Genomic DNA, 17,529 nt, shown 5'->3' with positions numbered 1-17,529 from the left:
TGGCAGCCGCCTCAAAGCTCGTAGACCGCGCCGGCCTTCGCCAGCTCGACCGGTCCGCCGAAGACCGCCTGCGCGTCCCGCTGGTTGATCTGGGGGTCCGTCCACGGCGGGATGTGCGTCAGCACCAGGGTGCCGACCCCTGCGCGCCGCGCGTGCTCCCCCGCCTGCCGCCCGTTGAGGTGCAGCTCGGGGATGTCTTCCTTGCCGTGGGTGAACGCGGCCTCGCACAGGAACAGGTCGGCGTCCCGGGCGAGATCCACCAGCGCCTCGCAGGGGCCGGTGTCGCCGGAGTAGACCAGTGACCGTCCGCCGTGCTCGATGCGGAAGCCGAACGCCTCGACGGGGTGGCAGACCCGGGCGGTGCGGATGGTGAAGGGGCCGAGGGTGAAGGTGCCCGGGGTCAGCGTGCGGAAGTCGAAGACCTCCTGCATGGACTTCTCGTCGGGCACGTCCTCGTAGGCCCGGACGAGCCGGCGCTCGGTGCCCTCGGGTCCGTAGACCGGGATCGCCTCGGCGCGTCCGCCGTCGTGCCGGTAGTAGCGGGCGACGAAGTACGCGCACATGTCGATGCAGTGATCGGGGTGCAGATGGGAGAGGAATACGGAGTCGAGGTCGTAGAGACCGCAGTGGCGCTGGAGCTCGCCGAGGGCGCCATTGCCCATGTCGAGCAGCAGCCGGTAGCCGTCGGCCTCTACGAGGTAGCTCGAGCAGGCCGATTCCGCGGACGGGAACGACCCTGAGCATCCGACGACGGTGAGCTTCATGAAGCAGGAACCTCCTCGGGGGTCCCCATGCCGAAGGTCATGGGCGGGTGCAGGGGTCATGCGGTGCCCACGAGCGTAAGGCGCTAAAGCCCTGGTCGCTCCTCCACAGGCCCACGTTGTGGGCGGAATCACCAGGACGGCCGGGAACTGGCTCCCCGGCGGTCCCGGTCCGATCCACCCGCCCCCACAGCCCCAGCCCCCCGATCGCGGCTCGCCTCGAGCTCTTCGGCCGCGGACTACGCCCAGAGCTGGCCGTGCAGCGTCTCGATGGCCTCCTCGGTCGTGGCGGCGGTGTAGACGCCCGTCGACAGATACTTCCAGCCGCCGTCGGCGACCACGAAGACCACATCGGCGCTCTCGCCCGCCTGCACCGCCTTGCGGGCGACGCCGAGCGCGGCGTGCAGCGCGGCCCCCGTCGAGACGCCCGCGAAGATGCCCTCCTCGGCGAGGAGTTGCCGGGTGCGCGCCACCGCGTCCTCGGAGCCGACCGAGAAGCGGGTGGTCAGCACGGACTCGTCGTAGAGCTCGGGTACGAAGCCCTCGTCGAGGTTGCGCAGGCCGTAGACGACGTCGTCATAGCGGGGCTCGGCGGCCACGATCTGGATTCCGGGGATGTGCTCGCGCAGATAGCGGCCGACGCCCATCAGGGTGCCGGTGGTGCCGAGCCCGGCGACGAAGTGGGTGACCGACGGCAGGTCGGCCAGGATCTCCGGGCCGGTGGTGGCGTAGTGGGCGCCCGCGTTGTCGGCGTTGCCGTACTGGTAGAGCATCACCCAGTCCGGGTGCTCGGCGCTGAGCTCCTTGGCGACCCGCACGGCCGTGTTGGAACCCCCGGCGGCGGGCGAGGAGATGATCTCCGCGCCCCACATGGCGAGCAGCTGGCGCCGCTCCTCGCTGGTGTTCTCCGGCATGACGCACACGATGCGGTAGCCCTTGAGCTTGGCCGCCATGGCCAGCGAGATGCCGGTGTTGCCGGAGGTCGGTTCCAGGATGGTGCAGCCCGGTGTCAGCCGGCCGTCCTTCTCGGCCTGTTCGATCATGTGGAGCGCGGGGCGGTCCTTGATCGAGCCGGTCGGGTTGCGGTCCTCCAGCTTCGCCCAGATACGGACGTCGGCGGAGGGCGAGAGCCTCGGCAGCCTGACGAGCGGCGTATTGCCGACCGCTGCCAGAGGGCTGTCGTACCGCATCAGACCCCGCCGCCCGCGACCGCCGGGAGGATCGTCACGCTGTCGCCGTCGGAGAGCTTGGTGGTGATGCCGTCGAGGAAGCGCACGTCCTCGTCGTTCAGGTAGACGTTGACGAAGCGGCGCAGCTCACCGTTCTGGAGCAGGCGCTCCTGGATGCCGGTGTGCCGGGTCTCGAGGTCGGCGAACAGCTCGGCGATCGTGTTCCCGCTGCCCTCGACCGCCTTCTGGCCGTCGGTGTAGGTGCGGAGGATGGTCGGGATGCGGACCTCGATGGCCATGTGTGTGGGCTCCTGTCGGAGGGCGGGATTCAGGCCCTCCCGGACGGCGTCCGGGGGGAGGGTCGGTGCGCGCGGTGGCGCGCGGGCGGGGGCGTGACTCCGCGGCGGTCAGGCGGCGGCCTGGCGCGGACACATCGCGCTGGCGAGCCGGCACAGGTCGACGTGGAGGCGCGCCACGAGCAGCATGCCCGGCGTCTTCTCGCTCACATCATCGACAACCATGGGGTCATCGTATCGATTCCCCCTCCCGCTTCCCGAGAGCCGTCCCGCGATGCGGGCGGTCACCGACCACGATGTGAGATTTGGGGCCGCCTCAGTAGGCCTCGACGACCTTGACCTCCTCCTCGGTCACCTCGCCGTCCACGATCCGGAAGGACCGGAACTGGACCGGGCCCTCGTCGTTGCCGCACTCGGCGGTGGAGACCAGGACGTAGTGCGCGCCGGGCTCGTTGGCGTATGAGATGTCGGTGCGGGAGGGGTAGGCCTCGGTGGCGGTGTGCGAGTGGTAGACGACCACGGGCTCCTCGTCCCGGTCGTCCATCTCGCGGTAGAGCTTGAGCAGGTCTGTCGAGTCGAACTCGTAGAAGGTGGGCGAGCGGGCCGCGTTGAGCATCGGGATGAACCGCTCGGGGCGGCCGCCGCCGGCCGGACCGGCGATCACGCCGCACGCCTCGTCGGGGTGGTCGGCGCGGGCGTGCGCGACGATCTGGTCATGGAGGGCCTGCGTGATGGTCAGCATGGCCAAAGAATAAGACGGGCTCCGGACCGTGAGATCCGGAGCCCGTCTGCCGAGACGAGGCCCGCCGCTGCGCCGCGCGGCCCGTCCGCTACTTCGCCAGCCGCTCCGGCTCCGGGGCCGCGTCGGCCGCCCGCAGGCCGCGGTTCTTGAGGACCGTCCAGCCGACGCCCAGGCACACGGCCCAGACGGCGCCGACGTACAGCGAGATCCGGGCGTCCTTGTCGTAGGCGACCAGGCAGGTGACGAAGAGCAGGAAGATCAGCGCGACCCAGCTGAAGACCGCGCCGCCGGGGGCCGGGAAGGACGAGGCCCGCAGCCGGCCGGCGCGCACCGCGCCGCGGTAGCGGATGTGGCTGACCAGGATCATCGCCCAGGACCAGATGCCCGCGGCGGTGGCGACGGAGGTGACGTACCCGAAGGCCTTCTCCGGGACCAGGTAGTTCAGGACCACGCCGATGCCCATGAGAAAGACGGACAGGGTGATGCCGACGGCCGGGGTCTTACGGGTGTTGAGCTTGCCGAACGCCTTCGGGGCCTCGCCGTTGGAGGCCAGGTCGCGCAGCATCCGGCCGGTGGAGTACATGCCGGAGTTGCAGGACGACAGGGCCGCGGTGAGCACGACGAAGTTGACGATGCCCGCGGCGAAGGGGATGCCGATCACCGAGAAGGCGTGGACGAAGGGGCTCTCGTCCGCCGAGAACTCCGTCCACTTGACCACGGCGAGCAGGACCAGCAGGGCGCCCACATAGAAGATGAGGATGCGCCAGGGCAGGGTGTTGATCGCCTTGGGCAGGGTCTTCTCGGGGTTCTCGGACTCGCCCGCGGTGACGCCGACCAGTTCGACGGCGATGTAGGCGAACATCACGCCCTGGAGGGTCATCAGGCTGTCGCCGATGCCGTTCGGGAAGATGCCGCCGTGCGACCAGAGGTTGGAGACGGAGGCGGTGTCACCGGCGTCGGAGAAGCCGAGGGTGAGCACGCCGAGACCGATGACGATCATGCCGATGATCGCGGTGACCTTGACCATCGAGAACCAGAACTCGACCTCGCCGAAGATCTTCACCGAGATCAGGTTGACCCCGAACAGCACCACCAGGAAGACCAGGGCGCTGACCCACTGCGGGATCGACGGGAACCAGAAGTGGATGTAGATGGCGGCCGCGGTGAGCTCGGCCATGCCGGTGACCACCCACATCAGCCAGTACGTCCAGCCGGTGACGAAGCCGAAGAACGGGCCGAGGAACTCCCGGGCGTACTCCGAGAAGGATCCGGTGACCGGCCGGTAGAGGAGCAGCTCGCCGAGCGCCCGCATGATGAAGAAGATGACCACGCCGGCGAGGGCGTACATGAGGAGGATGCTGGGCCCGGCCTTGGCGATGTTCGCCCCGGCCTTCATGAAGAGCCCGACGCCGATGGCGCCGCCGATGGCGATCATCTGGACCTGGCGGCTGCCCAGGCCCCGCTCGTAACCCTCTTCGGAAGTGGTGCCCGCGGCCCCATCGCCGACAGCGTCGTCTCCAGGCCGATCGACCCGCACTGAGGTCATGGTTTGTACGCCTTTCTTCCTGTGGGGGGCTGGCGATCGTGAAGATTTATCACGGCGGCAACACTGATCGACACGGGTAGATGTGCGGTACAGCACAGGAAGAAGCGGGCAAATAGGACCTCAGACGGCAAAGGCCCCCGTCATGGTGACGCGATCGTTATCCGGACTTGAGCATCCTCTAAACGAACACTCAGTGATCAGGACATCAGCGTTTCGACGAGGGTCTCCTGGAGGCCGCCGAGCCAGAAATACGCCATCACCATGGGTTTACGCGGATCGGAGTCCGGAAGCCGGAGCATTTCACCGCCGTCGTCCTCGTCGGTGACCTCCAGCCGGGTGCCGATGGCCAGCCGCAGGTCGTTCAGTGCGCCGAGCCACTGCCGGGACTGCTCGGGCGAGAGCTCCAGCACACCGGCCGCCGCCCCGGCCCCCTCGGCCTCCGTCTCGGCCCCTGCTCCGGAGCCCGCTCCGGCGCCCGCTCCGGAGCCCGCGAGGGCGTCCAGGCCGCGCACCACCGCCAGGGCGTCCTCGCGCTTACGGGCCCGCAGGTCGTTCTCGGTGTAGCGGCGGAACTCGGCCGAGGCGTCCAGCGCCGCGGCCTCCTCGTCGGCCCCCCGCTTCTGCCCGGGACCGCCGTACGCGTCCGGGAACAGCCGGGCGAGCGCCGGGTCCGCGGGCGGCTTGGTGGGCCCGTCGGCGAACAGCGCGTCCAGCGGGTCGCGCCCCTCCACCGGCTCCGTGCCGGGCCCGATCAGCTCCAGCAGCTGGACGGCCAGGCTGCGCAGGATGGAGACCTCCACCTCGTCCAGGGCCACCGTGGCCCCGCCGCCGGGGAGCGGCTCGAAGTGCCCCGCCATCAGCGGTCCTGCTGGAGAGTCGCCCACAGGCCGTACCCGTGCATCGCCTGCACGTCGCGCTCCATCTCCTCGCGGGTGCCGCTCGAGACGATCGCGCGGCCCTTGTGGTGGACGTCCAGCATCAGTCGGTGCGCCTTGTCCTTCGAATAGCCGAAGTACGTCTGAAAGACATACGTGACATAGCTCATGAGGTTGACCGGATCGTTGTGCACCACCGTGACCCACGGAACGTCAGGTTCGGGTACCGCCGAAGGCGCCTCGCTGGACTGGGGCCGTTCGATCTCCACCGGTGTCGCACTCACACCCCCCATGCTGCCACCCGGCATGGCCCGTCGCATAAACACCCCCTCCGAACCGGCACCTCGTCCGGCACCAGAAATCGTCACTCTGACGAGTATTGGAGGTAGCATCATCCTTCATGAACACCGCTCACCTCGGACTGCCGGTGGACGTGCCATCGACAGCGCTGTTCACCGACCGGTACGAACTGACCATGCTCCAGGCCGCACTGCGCGCCGGCACCGCCGACCGCCGCTCGGTCTTCGAGGTCTTCACCCGCCGCCTCCCCGAGGGACGGCGGTACGGCGTGGTCGGCGGCACCGGCCGGGTGCTGGACGCCGTGGAGAACTTCCGCTTCGACAGCGGCGTCCTGGACTTCCTCGCCGACCAGCGGATCGTGGACGAACCGACGCTGGAATGGCTGGCCGGCTACCGCTTCCGCGGCGACATCTGGGGCTACCCGGAGGGCGAGGTCTACTTCCCCGGCTCGCCGATCATGCGCGTCGAGGGCAGCTTCGGCGAGGCCGTCCTGCTGGAGACGGTGATCCTCTCCATCCTCAACCACGACTCCGCGGTCGCCGCCGCGGCCTCCCGGATGTCCGTGGCCGCGGGCGGCCGGCCGCTGATCGAGATGGGCGCGCGCCGCACCCACGAGCTGTCCGCCGTCGCCTCGGCCCGCGCCGCGTACGTCGGAGGCTTCGCCTCCACCTCCGATCTGGCCGCCGGGTTCCGCTACAAGATCCCGACCGTGGGCACCAGCGCGCACGCCTTCACCCTGCTGCACGACTCCGAGCGGGACGCCTTCACCGCACAGGTCGCCTCCCTCGGCAGCGCCACCACCCTCCTGGTCGACACCTTCGACGTCGCCGAAGCGGTGCGCACCGCCGTCGAGGTCGCGGGCACCGAGCTGGGCGCGGTCCGGATCGACTCCGGCGACCTGCTGCTCCTCGCCCACCGGGTGCGTCACCAGCTCGACGAGCTGGGCGCCAAGAACACCAAGATCGTGGTCACCAGCGACCTCGACGAGTACGCCATCGCCTCGCTCGCGGCCGCGCCCGTGGACGCGTACGGGGTCGGCACCCAGCTGGTCACCGGCAGCGGGCACCCGACCTGCTCGATGGTCTACAAGCTGGTCGCCCGGGCCGAATCCGACGCCCCGGGGGCGCCGCTGCGCCCCGTGGCGAAGAAGTCCATGGGCTCCAAGACCTCGGTCGGCGGCCGCAAGTGGGCCGCCCGGCGGCTGGACGCGGACGGCATGGCCGAGGCCGAGGTGGTCGGCGGCGGCCCGGTCCCGGCGGGGCTCGCGGACCGGCAGCTGCTGGCCGAGCTGGTGCGCGGCGGCGAGGTCGTGGCCCGCGAGCCGCTGGACGCGGCGCGGGACCGGCATGTGGCGGCGCGGGCGGGGCTGCCAATGTCGGCGACCCAGCTGTCGCGCGGCGAGCCGGTCATCCCGACGGAGTACGCGATGGGGTGACCCCCGGGGGGCTGGGGGCGGCGGGGCCGGAGACGGCCCTGCGCGGGGCCCTGACGCCGCGCCCTGGCAGGGCGCACGGCAGGGCGCAACGCGGCGCGCGGAGACGGCGTGCACCCCGGCCGATGCGGCGCGTGCGCCTGGCCTCGCGCCCGGCCGCCGTATCGTGCCGGAGCACGATCCCACCGGCCCGGTGGCCGCCCCCCGCCCACTCCCGCAAACCAGGCCGAGTCTCTACCCTCGGTTACATCCACAGCAGCCGGAGGTGTCCGGCGGATCCTGACGCCTGCGGCGGGCTCCTCCCCGACCCGCCCCTTCCCTCAACTGGGGCTCCGCCCCAGACCCCGGGGTCCAGGGGCGAAGCCCATGGTTACGGGAAGGGGCCGGTAGGGGAAGGATTTACCGGACACCGCCTGGCAGACCACTAGCACACCAAACCGCTTCGGGCCGAGTCGCTTACCGGTCCTCATCTGATCCCAGCCGGAAGGCGCACGCCATGCACCGGGCACTGATCGTCGTCGACGTCCAGAACGACTTCTGCGAGGGGGGCAGCCTCGCGGTCCAGGGCGGCGCGGATGTCGCCGCCGCCATTACGGATCTCATCGGGGAGGCGACGCCCGGTTACCGCCATGTCGTCGCCACCCGGGACCACCACATCGACCCCGGGGACCATTTCTCCGACAATCCCGATTACGTGCGCAGCTGGCCGCCGCACTGCGTGGCGGGCACCGAGGGCAGCGGCTTCCACCCGAACTTCGCGCCCGCCGTGGCCTCCGGGGCCATCGACGCGGTCTTCGACAAGGGCGCGTACGAGGCGGCGTACAGCGGCTTCGAGGGCGCCGACGAGAACGGCATGCCGCTGGCGCGGTGGCTGCACGAGCGCGGGGTGACCGAGGTGGACGTGGTCGGCATCGCCACGGACCACTGTGTGCGGGCCACGGCCCTGGACGCGCGCCGCGAGGGGTTCACGACGCACGTCCTGCTGGATCTGACCGCCGGGGTCGCCCAGCCGACCACGGAGCGGGCCCTGGAGGAGCTCCGGGAGGCGGGCGTGGAGCTCTCGGGCAAGCCGGTGGTCTGACGACCCCGTCCGCGCTACGCCGTCGCGGGCGGCCGCAGCAGCGCCGCGATGGGGTGCCACAGCTCCCCCACCCCGTACGGCGCCGTACGCCACACCAGCCCGTCCGGATGGTGCAGCACCGCCGTCACCTCGTCCGGTGTCGGTGGCGCGCTGTTCCCCCGCAGGTACACCGCCCGCAGTCCGAGATTGCGCAGCCTGGTCAGGGCGCGCTGGCGGTTCGCGGCGTGTACGAGCACCCGTACGCCGCCCTCGCCCAGCGGTCGCGGCAGGGTCAGTGCCACGACCACGCTGCCTCCCGGCAGCTTGGTGAATCCTCCGTCGGCCATGTGTCCATGTCCCCCGTGAGACGTCGTGTCAGCAAGAAAGGTCTAGGGGCATCTAAACGCGAACGGCCGCCGCCCGCTAGGGGGCGACGGCCGATACCGCTCTGACCTGCGACGATGGCAGATCTATTGATCTAGCTGGTGGACGGGGAGACCTGGACGGTCAGCGTGGAGGCGCCCGGAAGCTCCTTCAGGATGCTGATCTTGGTGTTGGTGTCAGCAACGCGCACCCCACCCGTCGGGTTCGACTCGTACCAGTACGCACCCTTACGGTCATCGAAGACCGGTGTGCCCCGCTTCGCGGGAACCTTCGCCGCGACGCCGTTCTTGTGGAGCGTGAAGCCGTCCGTCGGGTACCGGCTGAAGGGCGAGTCGTACGCCTGGATCCGGTTGCGCATCAGCGTGCCGTCCGCCCAGGTGTGCGGGGTGGCGTGCGCGTCGACCGGCAGGATCCGGCCGGAGCCGGCGTGCACGCCGACGTTGTTGTCCGGCTGCGAGGTGTCCCACTGCCAGATCAGCAGGCCGTTCTGGTAGGGGAAGTGCTCGACCCAGTCCGGCCGGCTGTTGAGCCAGCCGAAGTTGTACGGGCCGACCTTGAGGGTCTTGTCGTACGACACGTACTGGCGGTTCTCCGCGATGTAGTACTGCGGGTAGTCCTTGGAGAAGGACGCCCCGATGCGCGAGAAGCCGTTCGCGGTCCAGCCGTTGTCGTCGCCCTCGGCGCCGTCGGTGAGCACCGGCGCGCCGTCCGCCGTCAGGGTGATCGCGTCGGCCGCGAAGCCCGTCCCGGCCACGCCGCCGTCCGTCTGGTAGCGGAAGCGCAGATCGATCTTCTTGCCCGCGTAGGCGTCGAGCGGGAAGGAGAGCTTCTTGTACGCGCCCGAGGTCCCGGTCAGCGCGGGCTTGTCGCCGGCGTCGCGCGGGATGGACTTGCCGTCCGCCGTGCCGTCCACCGGCGTCCAGTTGGCGCCGCCGTCCGTGGACACCTCGGTGTAGAGGTAGTCGTAGTTGTCCTCGATCTCCCACCAACCCTGAAGGTCCAGGCTCGCCTTGGACTTGCCGGTCAGGTCGACCGGCCGGGTCAGGGTGTTCTTGAGGTCGTCGCCCATGCCGCTCCACCACTGCTTGGAGCCCTCGGCGGGCTGCACGACCTCGGTGGTGACGGCCTTGTCGGGCAGCTGGACCACCAGCGCCTGCGGGTTCTTGGTGTTGTACTCGGCCACCCCGAGCGTGTGCCGGGACTTCGTCGCGGCCTTGGCCGTGTCGTAGTCCAGCCAGCCGAGCTGGAGCTTGTCCCAGGCGCTCATGTCGCCCGGCAGATCGCCGATGGCGTCCTCACCGGTGCCCAGCCAGGAGCCGGAGGACATCAGCGACCAGAAGGCGACCGACGACTCGCCCCTGCCGGTGGTGTCGTACTCGTCCGGCAGGCCCAGGTCGTGGCCGTACTCATGGGCGAAGACGCCCAGCCCGCCGTTCTCCGGCTGCATGGTGTAGTCGCCGACCCAGATGCCGGTGTCGCCGATCTGCGCGCCGCCGGCCTTGTTCTCCCCGGGGCCGGTCCGCCCCGCGTCGGTGCCGTACGCGTACCAGCGGTGGGCCCAGATCGCGTCCGTGCCCTGGGCGCCGCCGCCCGCCGACTCGTCCTCACCGGCGTGGACGATCTGGAAGTGGTCGATGTAGCCGTCGGGCTCGTTGAAGTTGCCGTCGTTGTCGTAGTCGTAGCGGTCCCACTGGTCGTACTCCGCCAGGTCCGCCTTGATCTCGTCGTCGCTGCGGCCGGCCGCCTTCTGGTCCTTGGCCCACTGGTTCACGCCGTCGCGGATCAGGTCCCAGGCGTTGGCGCAGTTGGTGTCGCCGCAGTAGTTGGAGCCGTACCGGGCCTCGTTCCAGTCGACCTTGACCCAGTCGGAGACCTCGCCGTCCACCGAGTAGCGGCCCGAGGACTGCTTCTCGTAGTACTTCTTCAGCGACTCCTTCCCCTTTTCGTCGGAGAAGTAGAGGTCCTGGAAGTGCTCGCGGTTGTAGTCCTTCTGCCAGGCCGTGCTGTTGTCGTTGGCACGGTCCGGCTCGGCGATCGTGTTGTGCGCCGGGCCCGGCTCGCCGCCGTACTTCTTCACGGGCGGCTCGGGGCCGTCCGGGCCGTCCGGGTCGTACATGGTGGTGTCGTCGACCTTGTCGCCGAACTCGACCAGGATGGTGAAGATCTTGTCGGTCTTCTCCCGGGCCAGCTCGACATACTTGCCCTTGCCGAGCTTCACCACCTGGGACGCGCCGCGCCGGTCCGCCTTCGCGTCCCCGGATATCACCTGTTGCAGCGCCTCTTGCCGCTGCGCCTCCTGCTGCTTGCTGTAAGGCCCGGCCAGGTCGTGCTCGACGTCGGTCTTCGCGGGCGCGGGGTCATGGCGTTCCACGCGCGTAGACGCACTGTCGTTCGCCTGGGCCGCTCCGGTCGACAGGGCCGCGGCGCCGAGCGCGGCAATGACGGTGGCGATGGCGGCCGATCTCACGGCCCTCCGTTGGCTGCTCACTCTTCTCCAGTCCTCCCCAGTGAAACCAGTGCGGGACATTTGACCGGAGAGGCAGGAGAAAAGACAGCCCTTGACTTGGGCAGACGAGACAAGTACGTTTCCCGGCCCACCCTTACCGCATTTCGGACGCCAACCGGCTTGGCCGTCTCACCAGTTGAAACGTCGTAGGCCCCGTGCGCCCGTGCGCCCCCCATGCAACGGCGTCGTGGGTCAGGTCACGCTTACTCGCGTTCCTCCTCGGGCATTCAGCACCGTAGAGTCACTTGCCGGTGCACACCCGTATGACTCATGCCCCCCGCATAGTCGTTGCCTCGAGGACGGATCCAGCCATGCCGCGTCCGACTCCTGCCCAGTTCGCCTACGGTTCGGCCACCGTCGTCTTGTCGACTTTCGCCATGCTGCTGCTGTCCCAGTCGCGTTCGGGTCTCGGGGTCACGGTGATCGCCGTGGCCGGGCTGGCGCTGGGGCTCCTCGTCGCCCTCACGGTGCCGATGCCCGGCACCCCGCGCGCCGGCCGCGCGGCGGCAGCGCGGACGAACCGCGCGGTCCCGGTACCCGCGCCGCGGACCCCCGCGCACGCCCATGCCGAGCCCGTGGAGCCGCGGGTCAGCGAGCACTCGCTGCACGGCTGACGTCGCGCGGCGACGGCCGGTATCGCCAGGTGCTAGGCCGCCACCACCACGGTTTTAGCCGCCTTGTCGTGCAGACACTGGCGCAGCGGCTGGTCCCAGGTGCACCACAGGGCGTTGAGCAGCCAGAACAGCCAGCCCACCAGCAGCGGGATCAACATCCCGGGCAGCACGTACACCACGGCCCGCACCCAGCCCTGGCGGCCCGGCACATCCCCGTCCGACAGCATCGCCACCCGGATGCGCAGCGCCTTCTTGCCCAGCGTCTGACCGCTGCGGGCCAGCATCACGCCCTCGTATACGAAGTAGATCGCCATGGTGATCACCAGCGCGAGGATCACCTTGCCGATGTCCTGCTCGCCGGGGTTGTCCAAGGAGTACTTGAGCGCGCCGGTCGCGGCGAGCGCCACGGTCCAGATGGCGCCGAGGATCAGGGTGTCGACCAGCCGGGCGACGAAGCGCTGGCCGGGGGTCGCCGGCGGCGGCATTCCTACGGGGCGGTTGTACTGCGGATACGACAGCTGGTCGGGGCTCATGCCCCGATTACACCAGCAGGCCGCGGACGGCGGATAGCTCGGGGCGGTGGATCGCGGGGGCGGTGGCTCAGGAGGGCACGGAGACGACGACCGTCTTGGCGACCTTGTCGTGCAGACACTGGTGGTACGGCCGGTCCCAGGTGCACCACAACACATTGATCAGCCAGAAGATGAAGCCGCAGCACGGCACGATCTCCGGCAGGGAGTACGTACCGGCACGCAGCCAACCCGGCTGGCCGGCCGGGATCTCCCCGTTCTCCAGCATCGCGACGCGGATCTTCATGACCTTCTTGCCCACCGTCTGGCCGTACTTGGTCAGCATCAGCCCCTCATAGACGAAGTAGACCAGGGCGTAGACGATCGTCATGACGGTCGCCTCGTCGTTGTTGTTCACCGGGTCGTAATCGCCCACCAACACGGCCAGGACCAGCCCGACCGGGATGCCCACGATCAGCGCGTCGATGATCCGGGCGACGAGGCGGCGGCCGCGGTTCGCGAGCGGGGGCATACCCGCGAGCGGGTCGGCGCTGCCGTGAGCACCGCCGTACGCGTCGCCGTAGGGCGAGCCGTACGAGGGCGGCGGCTGCTGCTTGGCGAACGGCTCGCCCTCGCCCTCCGGCTGCTCGCCCGCCCCAGCCTGGCCCGGCCCACCCTGGCCCGGCCCCGGCTCGCTCGGACCCGGTTCGCCCAGACCTTGTTCGCCCGGACCCTGTTCACTCGGGCCCGGCTGATCCGGACGTGCCTGTTCCGGCCCCTGCTGACCTGGCCCCGGCTGACTTGGCCCCGGCTCGCTCGGCCGGGGCTCATTGGGCCGGGGCTCGTCGGGCTCCGGCGTCGGCTGGTCGGTGCTCATGGCCCGAGTCGACCCCGGAGCCGGGACCGCCGCATCCGGCGCGCTCCGTTCGGGCGAGCGGGATGGACCGTACGAGTCAGCGCCCCGTGACGCCGGTAACCGACCCGGGCCCGTACACCGACGAGGGCGCGCTCAGCCGCGCCCCGCCACGAAGGTGCGCGCCGCCTTGTCGTGCCAGCACTGCCGCCATGGGCGGTCGAACAGGCACCACAGCACGTTGAAGACCCCGATCACCAGCAGCCAGAGCACCCCGTACACCAGCCAGCGGCGCAGCGCGGCGCCGAACGAGGGGCTGTCGTGCCCCTCGATGTCCAGGACCCGCACCCCGCACAGCTTCTTGCCCAGCGTGGCACCCCACTTGGCGGTCGGCAGCGCCTCGTAGATCAGCCCGACCACGAGCAGCAGGCCGAGCACCACCCCGAGGTAGACGCCCGTCGTGCCGTCCAGCCAGTAGACGGTGACGGTCTCGCCGGTCAGCTTGGCGCGCTCCACCTTCTCGTCGAAGTGGTCGCTCGCCTTGGTCCACAGCGGATACGCGGCCGCGCCGACGACACCGAGGAGTACGGCGGAGTCGATGATCCGGGCCAGGAGGCGACGGCCCAGGGCGGCGGGTCGCCCCTCGGCCTGGGCGGCCCGCTGGAAGGGGTTGTCGACGGGGGGCTTCCACGGAATGACGCCCTCCGGCGCACCGCCCTGTGCCCCGGGGGGCGGGGCGGCGCCAGGCACGGGCTGCTGCGCGAGGTGCCGCACCTGCTGCTGCCACCCTGGCTGGGGCTGGGGCTGGGGCTGGGACTGAGGCTGGGGCTGGGGCTGGAACTGCGGCTGCGGCTGCGGGTGCGGGTGCGGGTGCGGGTGGGCCTGCGGCTGGGGCCGGGCCGCGGGCGCGCCGCCCTGAACGGGGACGCCGCCGCCGGGGACCCCGCCCGGGCCCTGCGCGGGAGCGCCGCCGGGGAGCACGACGCCACCTTGTGGGGGCAGCGCACCCGCGCCCTGCGCGGGAGCGGCGGAAGCGGCCCCACCGGGCTGCGCACCGGGCTGCCCACCGGGCTGCGCGGGGTTCGCCGCACTGCCGCCCTGCTTCGGGGCACCGCGCCCGAGAGCGCGGATCGTCATGGTGCCGTCGTCGCGCGTGGGCGCGCCGCCGCCCGCACCGCGTCCGGCCTGGCCGGGCCGGACCGCGCGGATGGAGATCGTGCCGTCCCCGCCGGTCGTACGCCCACCACCGGGCGCGTCCTCCGGGCCCGGCGGCTCCGCCGGGGGCAGCTCCGGGGCCCGCCGGGCGGGCGGCAGGGCCTGCGCGGACGCGGGCGGTTCGGCACCGCCGGCACCGCCAGGGCCACTGTCACCACCCGCACCACCCGGATCGCTGACGGCCCGGCGCGGATCGGGCACCCCCGGCCTGGCGGGCCCGCCAGGCCCCGAGCCCCGGGGTCCCGCCCCGGCCTCAGCCGGGTCCGAGCCCCAGGAGACGCGGCGGTCCTGTTCGCCGCCGAAGCCGGACTGCCGGGACGCGTCCGCCTGCCAGGCCGACGCGGGCTCCGGCCGGGTGCCGTGCAGCCGCTGCGGGTCGTTCCAGTCCATGGCGGCCGGAGCCGCGCCGCCCACGCCCGGGGACGGCGGGACCGGCTCGGGCCCCTGCCCGCTCCGCGCGTCGGGCCGCACCTCCGGCCGCCCGTCCCCTCGTATGTCCATCTCGCCGCGCGGACGCAGCTCGGGCAGCGCCGCCCGGCCGCTGTCCCCGGCGGGCGGAGGCTCCTCGTCCAGATACATGGGGCCGGTCTCGTCCGGCAGGGGCGCGGTGACGTGCGTGTAGGTCACCCCGGGCGGCGGGGCGGGCATGGCCTCGCCCACACCCGGCGCGGGCCGGCTGGTGCCGGGCACCCAGGCGGCGCCGTTCCAGTAACGGATGTAGTTGGGGATGGACGGATCCGGATAAAAGCCAGGAATGGAGGTGCCGTCCGCGGATCCTGAGGTAGGGGCGCTCATGATCTCCGATGTCCCGTATCTGCTCGGCCGTGCTGTGCTGCGCCGCGCCTGTGAGGTGCGTCGCGGTGGGGGGCGACAAGCAGTCTGCCGTACAAGAGCCGCAGTGCAACACGGAGCGCGCTGTCAAGGTCTATCAGACCGGCCCGGGGGCCGTAGCCCTCACCGGCGGGCACCACTCTCCCGTGCGAGCGCGCCACCACCGCACAAGAGGACGTCTCCGCGCCGTACGAGCGGACCCCGCGCCGCACGAGCCGCCCCCGCCGTACGCCCGCGAGGCCCCGGCGGGGCCCGGACCGGCCGGGGGCCGACCGACTGGTTCCGGCCTGCCTAGGTCCGGCGCCCCTAGGTCCAGCAGACCTACGTTGGCACGGCCGCGCGCCTCTGGGGCCGCGAATACTTGAAACATGGACCGCAACACCGAGCTCAGTGAATTCCTGCGCACCCGCAGGGCTCGGCTGCGCCCTGAGGACGCGGGCGTGAGCCTGACCACCTCCGGCCCCCGCCGGGTGCCGGGGCTGCGCCGCGAGGAGCTGGCGCAGCTGGCCGGGGTGAGCACGGACTACTACACGCGGCTGGAACAGGGCCGCCATCTGAATGTCTCGGAGGCGGTACTGGACGCCGTCGCCCGGGCCCTGCGCCTGAACGACACCGAGCGTGCGTACCTCTTCGAGCTGGCCAAGCCACGGCCCCGCCGCGCCCAACGCCGCCGGCCGCCCCGCCCCCAGCGGGTGCGGCCCGGGGTGTACCGCCTGCTCCAGACGCTGGACGGGGCGGTCTCGCCCGCGTTCGTGCTCGGGCGCAGGAGCGATGTGCTGGCCTCCAACCGGCTGGCCCGTGCGCTGATCGTCGACTTCGACGCGCTGCCGTACCGCGAGCGGAACATGATCCGCTTCATGTTCCTCGACCCGGCGGCCCGCGAGCTCTATGGCGAGTGGGAGAACTACGCGTCGGAGATGGTGGCCGGTCTGCGGCTCCAGGCGGGCCGCAACGCCGATGACCCGGTCCTCACCGAGCTGGTCGGCGAGCTGACGATCAAGAGCCCGGAGTTCCGTACGTGGTGGGCCGACCACAACGTGCGGGAGAAGACCCACGGCGTCAAGATCTACCACCACCCGCTGGTCGGGGAGATGACGCTGTCCTACGAGAACGTGGCCTTCCCCGGCGATGCCGACCAGGCGCTGTGCATATACACCGTCGAGCCCGGATCCCCCTCGGAGGAGGCTCTGCGGCTGCTCGCCAACTGGACCGCACCCTCGCCCGACCGCCCCGCGGCCCCTTCATCCCCTTCCCTTTCCCCGTCCCCTCCCCCCACCCCTTCCGTATCCCGGAACCCCACATCCGAGAACCCCACTCAGGGAGATCACTGATATGACCACCAGCGTCACCGCCTACGCGGCCCCGGCCCCCAAGGCCCCGCTGGAGCGCACCACCATCGAGCGCCGCCCGGTCGGCGAGCACGACATCCTGATCGAGATCGCGTACGCCGGCATCTGTCACTCCGACATCCACCAGGCCCGTGAGGAGTGGGGCACCGCCCTGTTCCCGATGGTGCCGGGCCATGAGATAGCGGGCATCGTCACCGAGGTCGGCTCCGGCGTCGCCAAGTACGCCGTCGGCGACCGGGTCGGCGTCGGCTGCTTCGTCGACTCCTGCCGTGAGTGCGAGAACTGCCTGGCGGGCGAGGAGCAGTTCTGCCTCAAGGGCGAGGTGGCGACGTACAACGGCAAGGGGTACGACGGCTCCCCCACCTACGGCGGCTACAGCACGCACATCGTGGTCGACGAGAACTACGCGGTGCGCATCCCCGACGGCCTCTCCCTCGACGTCGCCGCCCCGCTGCTGTGCGCCGGCATCACCCTCTACTCGCCCCTGGACCACTGGAACGCCGGCCCCGGCAAGAAGGTCGCCATCGTGGGCCTCGGCGGCCTCGGCCACATGGGCGTGAAGATCGCCCACGCCATGGGCGCGGAGGTCACCGTCCTGTCCCAGTCCCTCCGCAAGAAGGACGACGGCCTGCGCCTGGGCGCCGACCACTTCTACGCGACGAGCGACGAGTCGACTTTCGCCGAGCTGGCCGGCTCCTTCGACCTCATCATCAACACCGTCTCGGCGAACATCCCGCTGGACGCGTACCTCTCGCTGCTGAAGCGGGACGGCACGATGGTGCACGTGGGCGGCCCGGAGTTCCCGAGCTCCTTCCACCAGTTCTCGCTGATCATGGGCCGTAAGTCGATGGCGGGCTCGAAGATCGGCGGCATCCGGCAGACGCAGGAAATGCTGGACTTCTGCGCTGAGCACGGCTTCGGTGCGGAGATCGAGGTGATCACCGCTGACCAGATCAACGAGGCTTACGAGCGGGTCGTGAGCAGCGATGTGCGGTACCGGTTCGTGATCGACATCGCGTCGCTGAAGGGCTAGCCGACTGCGCTTTGGTCTGTGCGTCTGCGACTTAAGTCGCAGACGCACAGACCT

18 protein-coding genes are annotated in these 17,529 nt (G+C 70.8%); 5 read left to right on the top strand and 13 right to left on the bottom strand.

Going from position 1 to position 17,529, the window contains the following annotated elements; all coding sequences use genetic code 11:
- Nucleotides 1-11: 11 nt before the first annotated feature.
- From ABTY62_RS39675 to clpS, 8 genes are all read right to left on the bottom strand, one after another.
- Nucleotides 12-764, bottom strand: coding sequence for an MBL fold metallo-hydrolase (locus ABTY62_RS39675; RefSeq protein ID WP_352134239.1), 753 nt, complete (start codon nucleotides 762-764; stop codon nucleotides 12-14).
- A 236-nt stretch (nucleotides 765-1,000) separates the two neighbouring features.
- Nucleotides 1,001-1,951 (bottom strand): PLP-dependent cysteine synthase family protein, encoded by a 951-nt coding sequence (locus ABTY62_RS39670; RefSeq protein ID WP_352134238.1) that lies wholly within the window; start codon nucleotides 1,949-1,951, stop codon nucleotides 1,001-1,003.
- Entirely contained in the window at nucleotides 1,951-2,229 is a 279-nt protein-coding gene (locus ABTY62_RS39665; RefSeq protein WP_311727313.1) for a MoaD/ThiS family protein, read from the bottom strand. The genes ABTY62_RS39670 and ABTY62_RS39665 overlap by 1 nt, the downstream gene beginning before the upstream one ends.
- Nucleotides 2,230-2,337: 108 nt before the next feature.
- On the bottom strand, nucleotides 2,338-2,451 hold the full coding sequence (locus ABTY62_RS39660) for a putative leader peptide (RefSeq protein WP_352134237.1): 114 nt from the start codon (nucleotides 2,449-2,451) through the stop codon (nucleotides 2,338-2,340).
- A 91-nt stretch (nucleotides 2,452-2,542) separates the two neighbouring features.
- The gene (locus ABTY62_RS39655) at nucleotides 2,543-2,968 is read right to left on the bottom strand and encodes a M67 family metallopeptidase (protein ID WP_352134236.1); all 426 of its coding nucleotides are present in this window, start codon (nucleotides 2,966-2,968) and stop codon (nucleotides 2,543-2,545) included.
- Nucleotides 2,969-3,056: 88 nt separating this feature from the next.
- A complete protein-coding gene (locus tag ABTY62_RS39650; RefSeq protein WP_352134235.1) occupies nucleotides 3,057-4,514 on the bottom strand; it encodes an amino acid permease in 1,458 nt (485 codons plus the stop codon).
- A gap of 197 nt (nucleotides 4,515-4,711) precedes the next feature.
- Nucleotides 4,712-5,371, bottom strand: a complete 660-nt coding sequence (locus tag ABTY62_RS39645) for a DUF2017 domain-containing protein (RefSeq protein ID WP_352134234.1) — start codon at nucleotides 5,369-5,371, stop codon at nucleotides 4,712-4,714.
- Nucleotides 5,371-5,682 carry an ATP-dependent Clp protease adapter ClpS gene (clpS, locus tag ABTY62_RS39640; RefSeq protein WP_311727319.1) on the bottom strand — a complete coding sequence of 104 codons (312 nt, stop codon included), beginning with the start codon at nucleotides 5,680-5,682 and terminating at the stop codon, nucleotides 5,371-5,373. Before clpS ends, ABTY62_RS39645 begins: the two co-directional genes overlap by 1 nt.
- Nucleotides 5,683-5,789: 107 nt before the next feature.
- Here clpS and ABTY62_RS39635 point away from each other — a divergent pair, with 107 nt between their 5' ends.
- On the top strand, nucleotides 5,790-7,124 hold the full coding sequence (locus ABTY62_RS39635) for a nicotinate phosphoribosyltransferase (RefSeq protein ID WP_352134233.1): 1,335 nt from the start codon (nucleotides 5,790-5,792) through the stop codon (nucleotides 7,122-7,124).
- A gap of 493 nt (nucleotides 7,125-7,617) precedes the next feature.
- Nucleotides 7,618-8,202, top strand: coding sequence for a nicotinamidase (locus tag ABTY62_RS39630; protein ID WP_311727321.1), 585 nt, complete (start codon nucleotides 7,618-7,620; stop codon nucleotides 8,200-8,202).
- Nucleotides 8,203-8,216: 14 nt separating this feature from the next.
- On the opposite strand, the gene ABTY62_RS39625 is transcribed toward ABTY62_RS39630, so the two are convergent.
- Together ABTY62_RS39625 and ABTY62_RS39620 are read right to left on the bottom strand one after the other, a co-directional pair.
- Entirely contained in the window at nucleotides 8,217-8,528 is a 312-nt protein-coding gene (locus ABTY62_RS39625) for a hypothetical protein (RefSeq protein WP_089512381.1), read from the bottom strand.
- Nucleotides 8,529-8,659: 131 nt separating this feature from the next.
- Nucleotides 8,660-11,053, bottom strand: coding sequence for an immune inhibitor A domain-containing protein (locus ABTY62_RS39620; RefSeq protein WP_352134232.1), 2,394 nt, complete (start codon nucleotides 11,051-11,053; stop codon nucleotides 8,660-8,662).
- A 329-nt stretch (nucleotides 11,054-11,382) separates the two neighbouring features.
- Between ABTY62_RS39620 and ABTY62_RS39615 the strand changes: the two genes are divergently transcribed.
- Nucleotides 11,383-11,685, top strand: a complete 303-nt coding sequence (locus ABTY62_RS39615) for a hypothetical protein (protein WP_352134231.1) — start codon at nucleotides 11,383-11,385, stop codon at nucleotides 11,683-11,685.
- A 32-nt stretch (nucleotides 11,686-11,717) separates the two neighbouring features.
- On the opposite strand, the gene ABTY62_RS39610 is transcribed toward ABTY62_RS39615, so the two are convergent.
- From ABTY62_RS39610 to ABTY62_RS39600, 3 genes are all read right to left on the bottom strand, one after another.
- A complete protein-coding gene (locus tag ABTY62_RS39610) occupies nucleotides 11,718-12,218 on the bottom strand; it encodes an RDD family protein (RefSeq protein ID WP_352134230.1) in 501 nt (166 codons plus the stop codon).
- 67 nt (nucleotides 12,219-12,285) lie between these two features.
- Nucleotides 12,286-13,071 (bottom strand): RDD family protein, encoded by a 786-nt coding sequence (locus ABTY62_RS39605; RefSeq protein ID WP_352134229.1) that lies wholly within the window; start codon nucleotides 13,069-13,071, stop codon nucleotides 12,286-12,288.
- Between the two features lie 132 nt (nucleotides 13,072-13,203).
- Nucleotides 13,204-15,057, bottom strand: coding sequence for an RDD family protein (locus tag ABTY62_RS39600; RefSeq protein ID WP_352134228.1), 1,854 nt, complete (start codon nucleotides 15,055-15,057; stop codon nucleotides 13,204-13,206).
- 404 nt (nucleotides 15,058-15,461) lie between these two features.
- Between ABTY62_RS39600 and ABTY62_RS39595 the strand changes: the two genes are divergently transcribed.
- Nucleotides 15,462-16,424 carry a helix-turn-helix transcriptional regulator gene (locus tag ABTY62_RS39595; RefSeq protein ID WP_352134227.1) on the top strand — a complete coding sequence of 321 codons (963 nt, stop codon included), beginning with the start codon at nucleotides 15,462-15,464 and terminating at the stop codon, nucleotides 16,422-16,424.
- Between the two features lies 1 nt (nucleotide 16,425).
- Complete coding sequence (locus tag ABTY62_RS39590) at nucleotides 16,426-17,475, top strand: NAD(P)-dependent alcohol dehydrogenase (protein WP_352134226.1); 1,050 nt, start codon at nucleotides 16,426-16,428, stop codon at nucleotides 17,473-17,475.
- Nucleotides 17,476-17,529 lie beyond the last annotated feature (54 nt).

The organism is Streptomyces sp. NPDC097640, from assembly GCF_040302705.1.
GTDB lineage: Bacteria > Actinomycetota > Actinomycetes > Streptomycetales > Streptomycetaceae > Streptomyces.
This window is presented reverse-complemented; position numbering and strand designations above follow the sequence as displayed.

What these genes read in the sequence shown, in the direction of transcription:
- ABTY62_RS39675 (WP_352134239.1), bottom strand. Translation starts at nt 764, where the DNA reads ATGAAGCTCACCGTCGTCGGATGCTCAGGGTCGTTCCCGTCCGCGGAA.
- ABTY62_RS39655 (WP_352134236.1), bottom strand. Translation starts at nt 2,968, where the DNA reads ATGCTGACCATCACGCAGGCCCTCCATGACCAGATCGTCGCGCACGCC.
- ABTY62_RS39590 (WP_352134226.1), top strand. Translation starts at nt 16,426, where the DNA reads ATGACCACCAGCGTCACCGCCTACGCGGCCCCGGCCCCCAAGGCCCCG.
- ABTY62_RS39645 (WP_352134234.1), bottom strand. Translation starts at nt 5,371, where the DNA reads ATGGCGGGGCACTTCGAGCCGCTCCCCGGCGGCGGGGCCACGGTGGCC.
- ABTY62_RS39650 (WP_352134235.1), bottom strand. Translation starts at nt 4,514, where the DNA reads ATGACCTCAGTGCGGGTCGATCGGCCTGGAGACGACGCTGTCGGCGAT.
- ABTY62_RS39635 (WP_352134233.1), top strand. Translation starts at nt 5,790, where the DNA reads ATGAACACCGCTCACCTCGGACTGCCGGTGGACGTGCCATCGACAGCG.
- ABTY62_RS39600 (WP_352134228.1), bottom strand. Translation starts at nt 15,057, where the DNA reads ATGAGCGCCCCTACCTCAGGATCCGCGGACGGCACCTCCATTCCTGGC.
- ABTY62_RS39610 (WP_352134230.1), bottom strand. Translation starts at nt 12,218, where the DNA reads ATGAGCCCCGACCAGCTGTCGTATCCGCAGTACAACCGCCCCGTAGGA.
- ABTY62_RS39625 (WP_089512381.1), bottom strand. Translation starts at nt 8,528, where the DNA reads ATGGCCGACGGAGGATTCACCAAGCTGCCGGGAGGCAGCGTGGTCGTG.
- ABTY62_RS39605 (WP_352134229.1), bottom strand. Translation starts at nt 13,071, where the DNA reads ATGAGCACCGACCAGCCGACGCCGGAGCCCGACGAGCCCCGGCCCAAT.
- ABTY62_RS39615 (WP_352134231.1), top strand. Translation starts at nt 11,383, where the DNA reads ATGCCGCGTCCGACTCCTGCCCAGTTCGCCTACGGTTCGGCCACCGTC.
- ABTY62_RS39630 (WP_311727321.1), top strand. Translation starts at nt 7,618, where the DNA reads ATGCACCGGGCACTGATCGTCGTCGACGTCCAGAACGACTTCTGCGAG.
- ABTY62_RS39665 (WP_311727313.1), bottom strand. Translation starts at nt 2,229, where the DNA reads ATGGCCATCGAGGTCCGCATCCCGACCATCCTCCGCACCTACACCGAC.
- ABTY62_RS39595 (WP_352134227.1), top strand. Translation starts at nt 15,462, where the DNA reads ATGGACCGCAACACCGAGCTCAGTGAATTCCTGCGCACCCGCAGGGCT.
- ABTY62_RS39660 (WP_352134237.1), bottom strand. Translation starts at nt 2,451, where the DNA reads ATGGTTGTCGATGATGTGAGCGAGAAGACGCCGGGCATGCTGCTCGTG.
- ABTY62_RS39670 (WP_352134238.1), bottom strand. Translation starts at nt 1,951, where the DNA reads ATGCGGTACGACAGCCCTCTGGCAGCGGTCGGCAATACGCCGCTCGTC.
- clpS (WP_311727319.1), bottom strand. Translation starts at nt 5,682, where the DNA reads ATGGGGGGTGTGAGTGCGACACCGGTGGAGATCGAACGGCCCCAGTCC.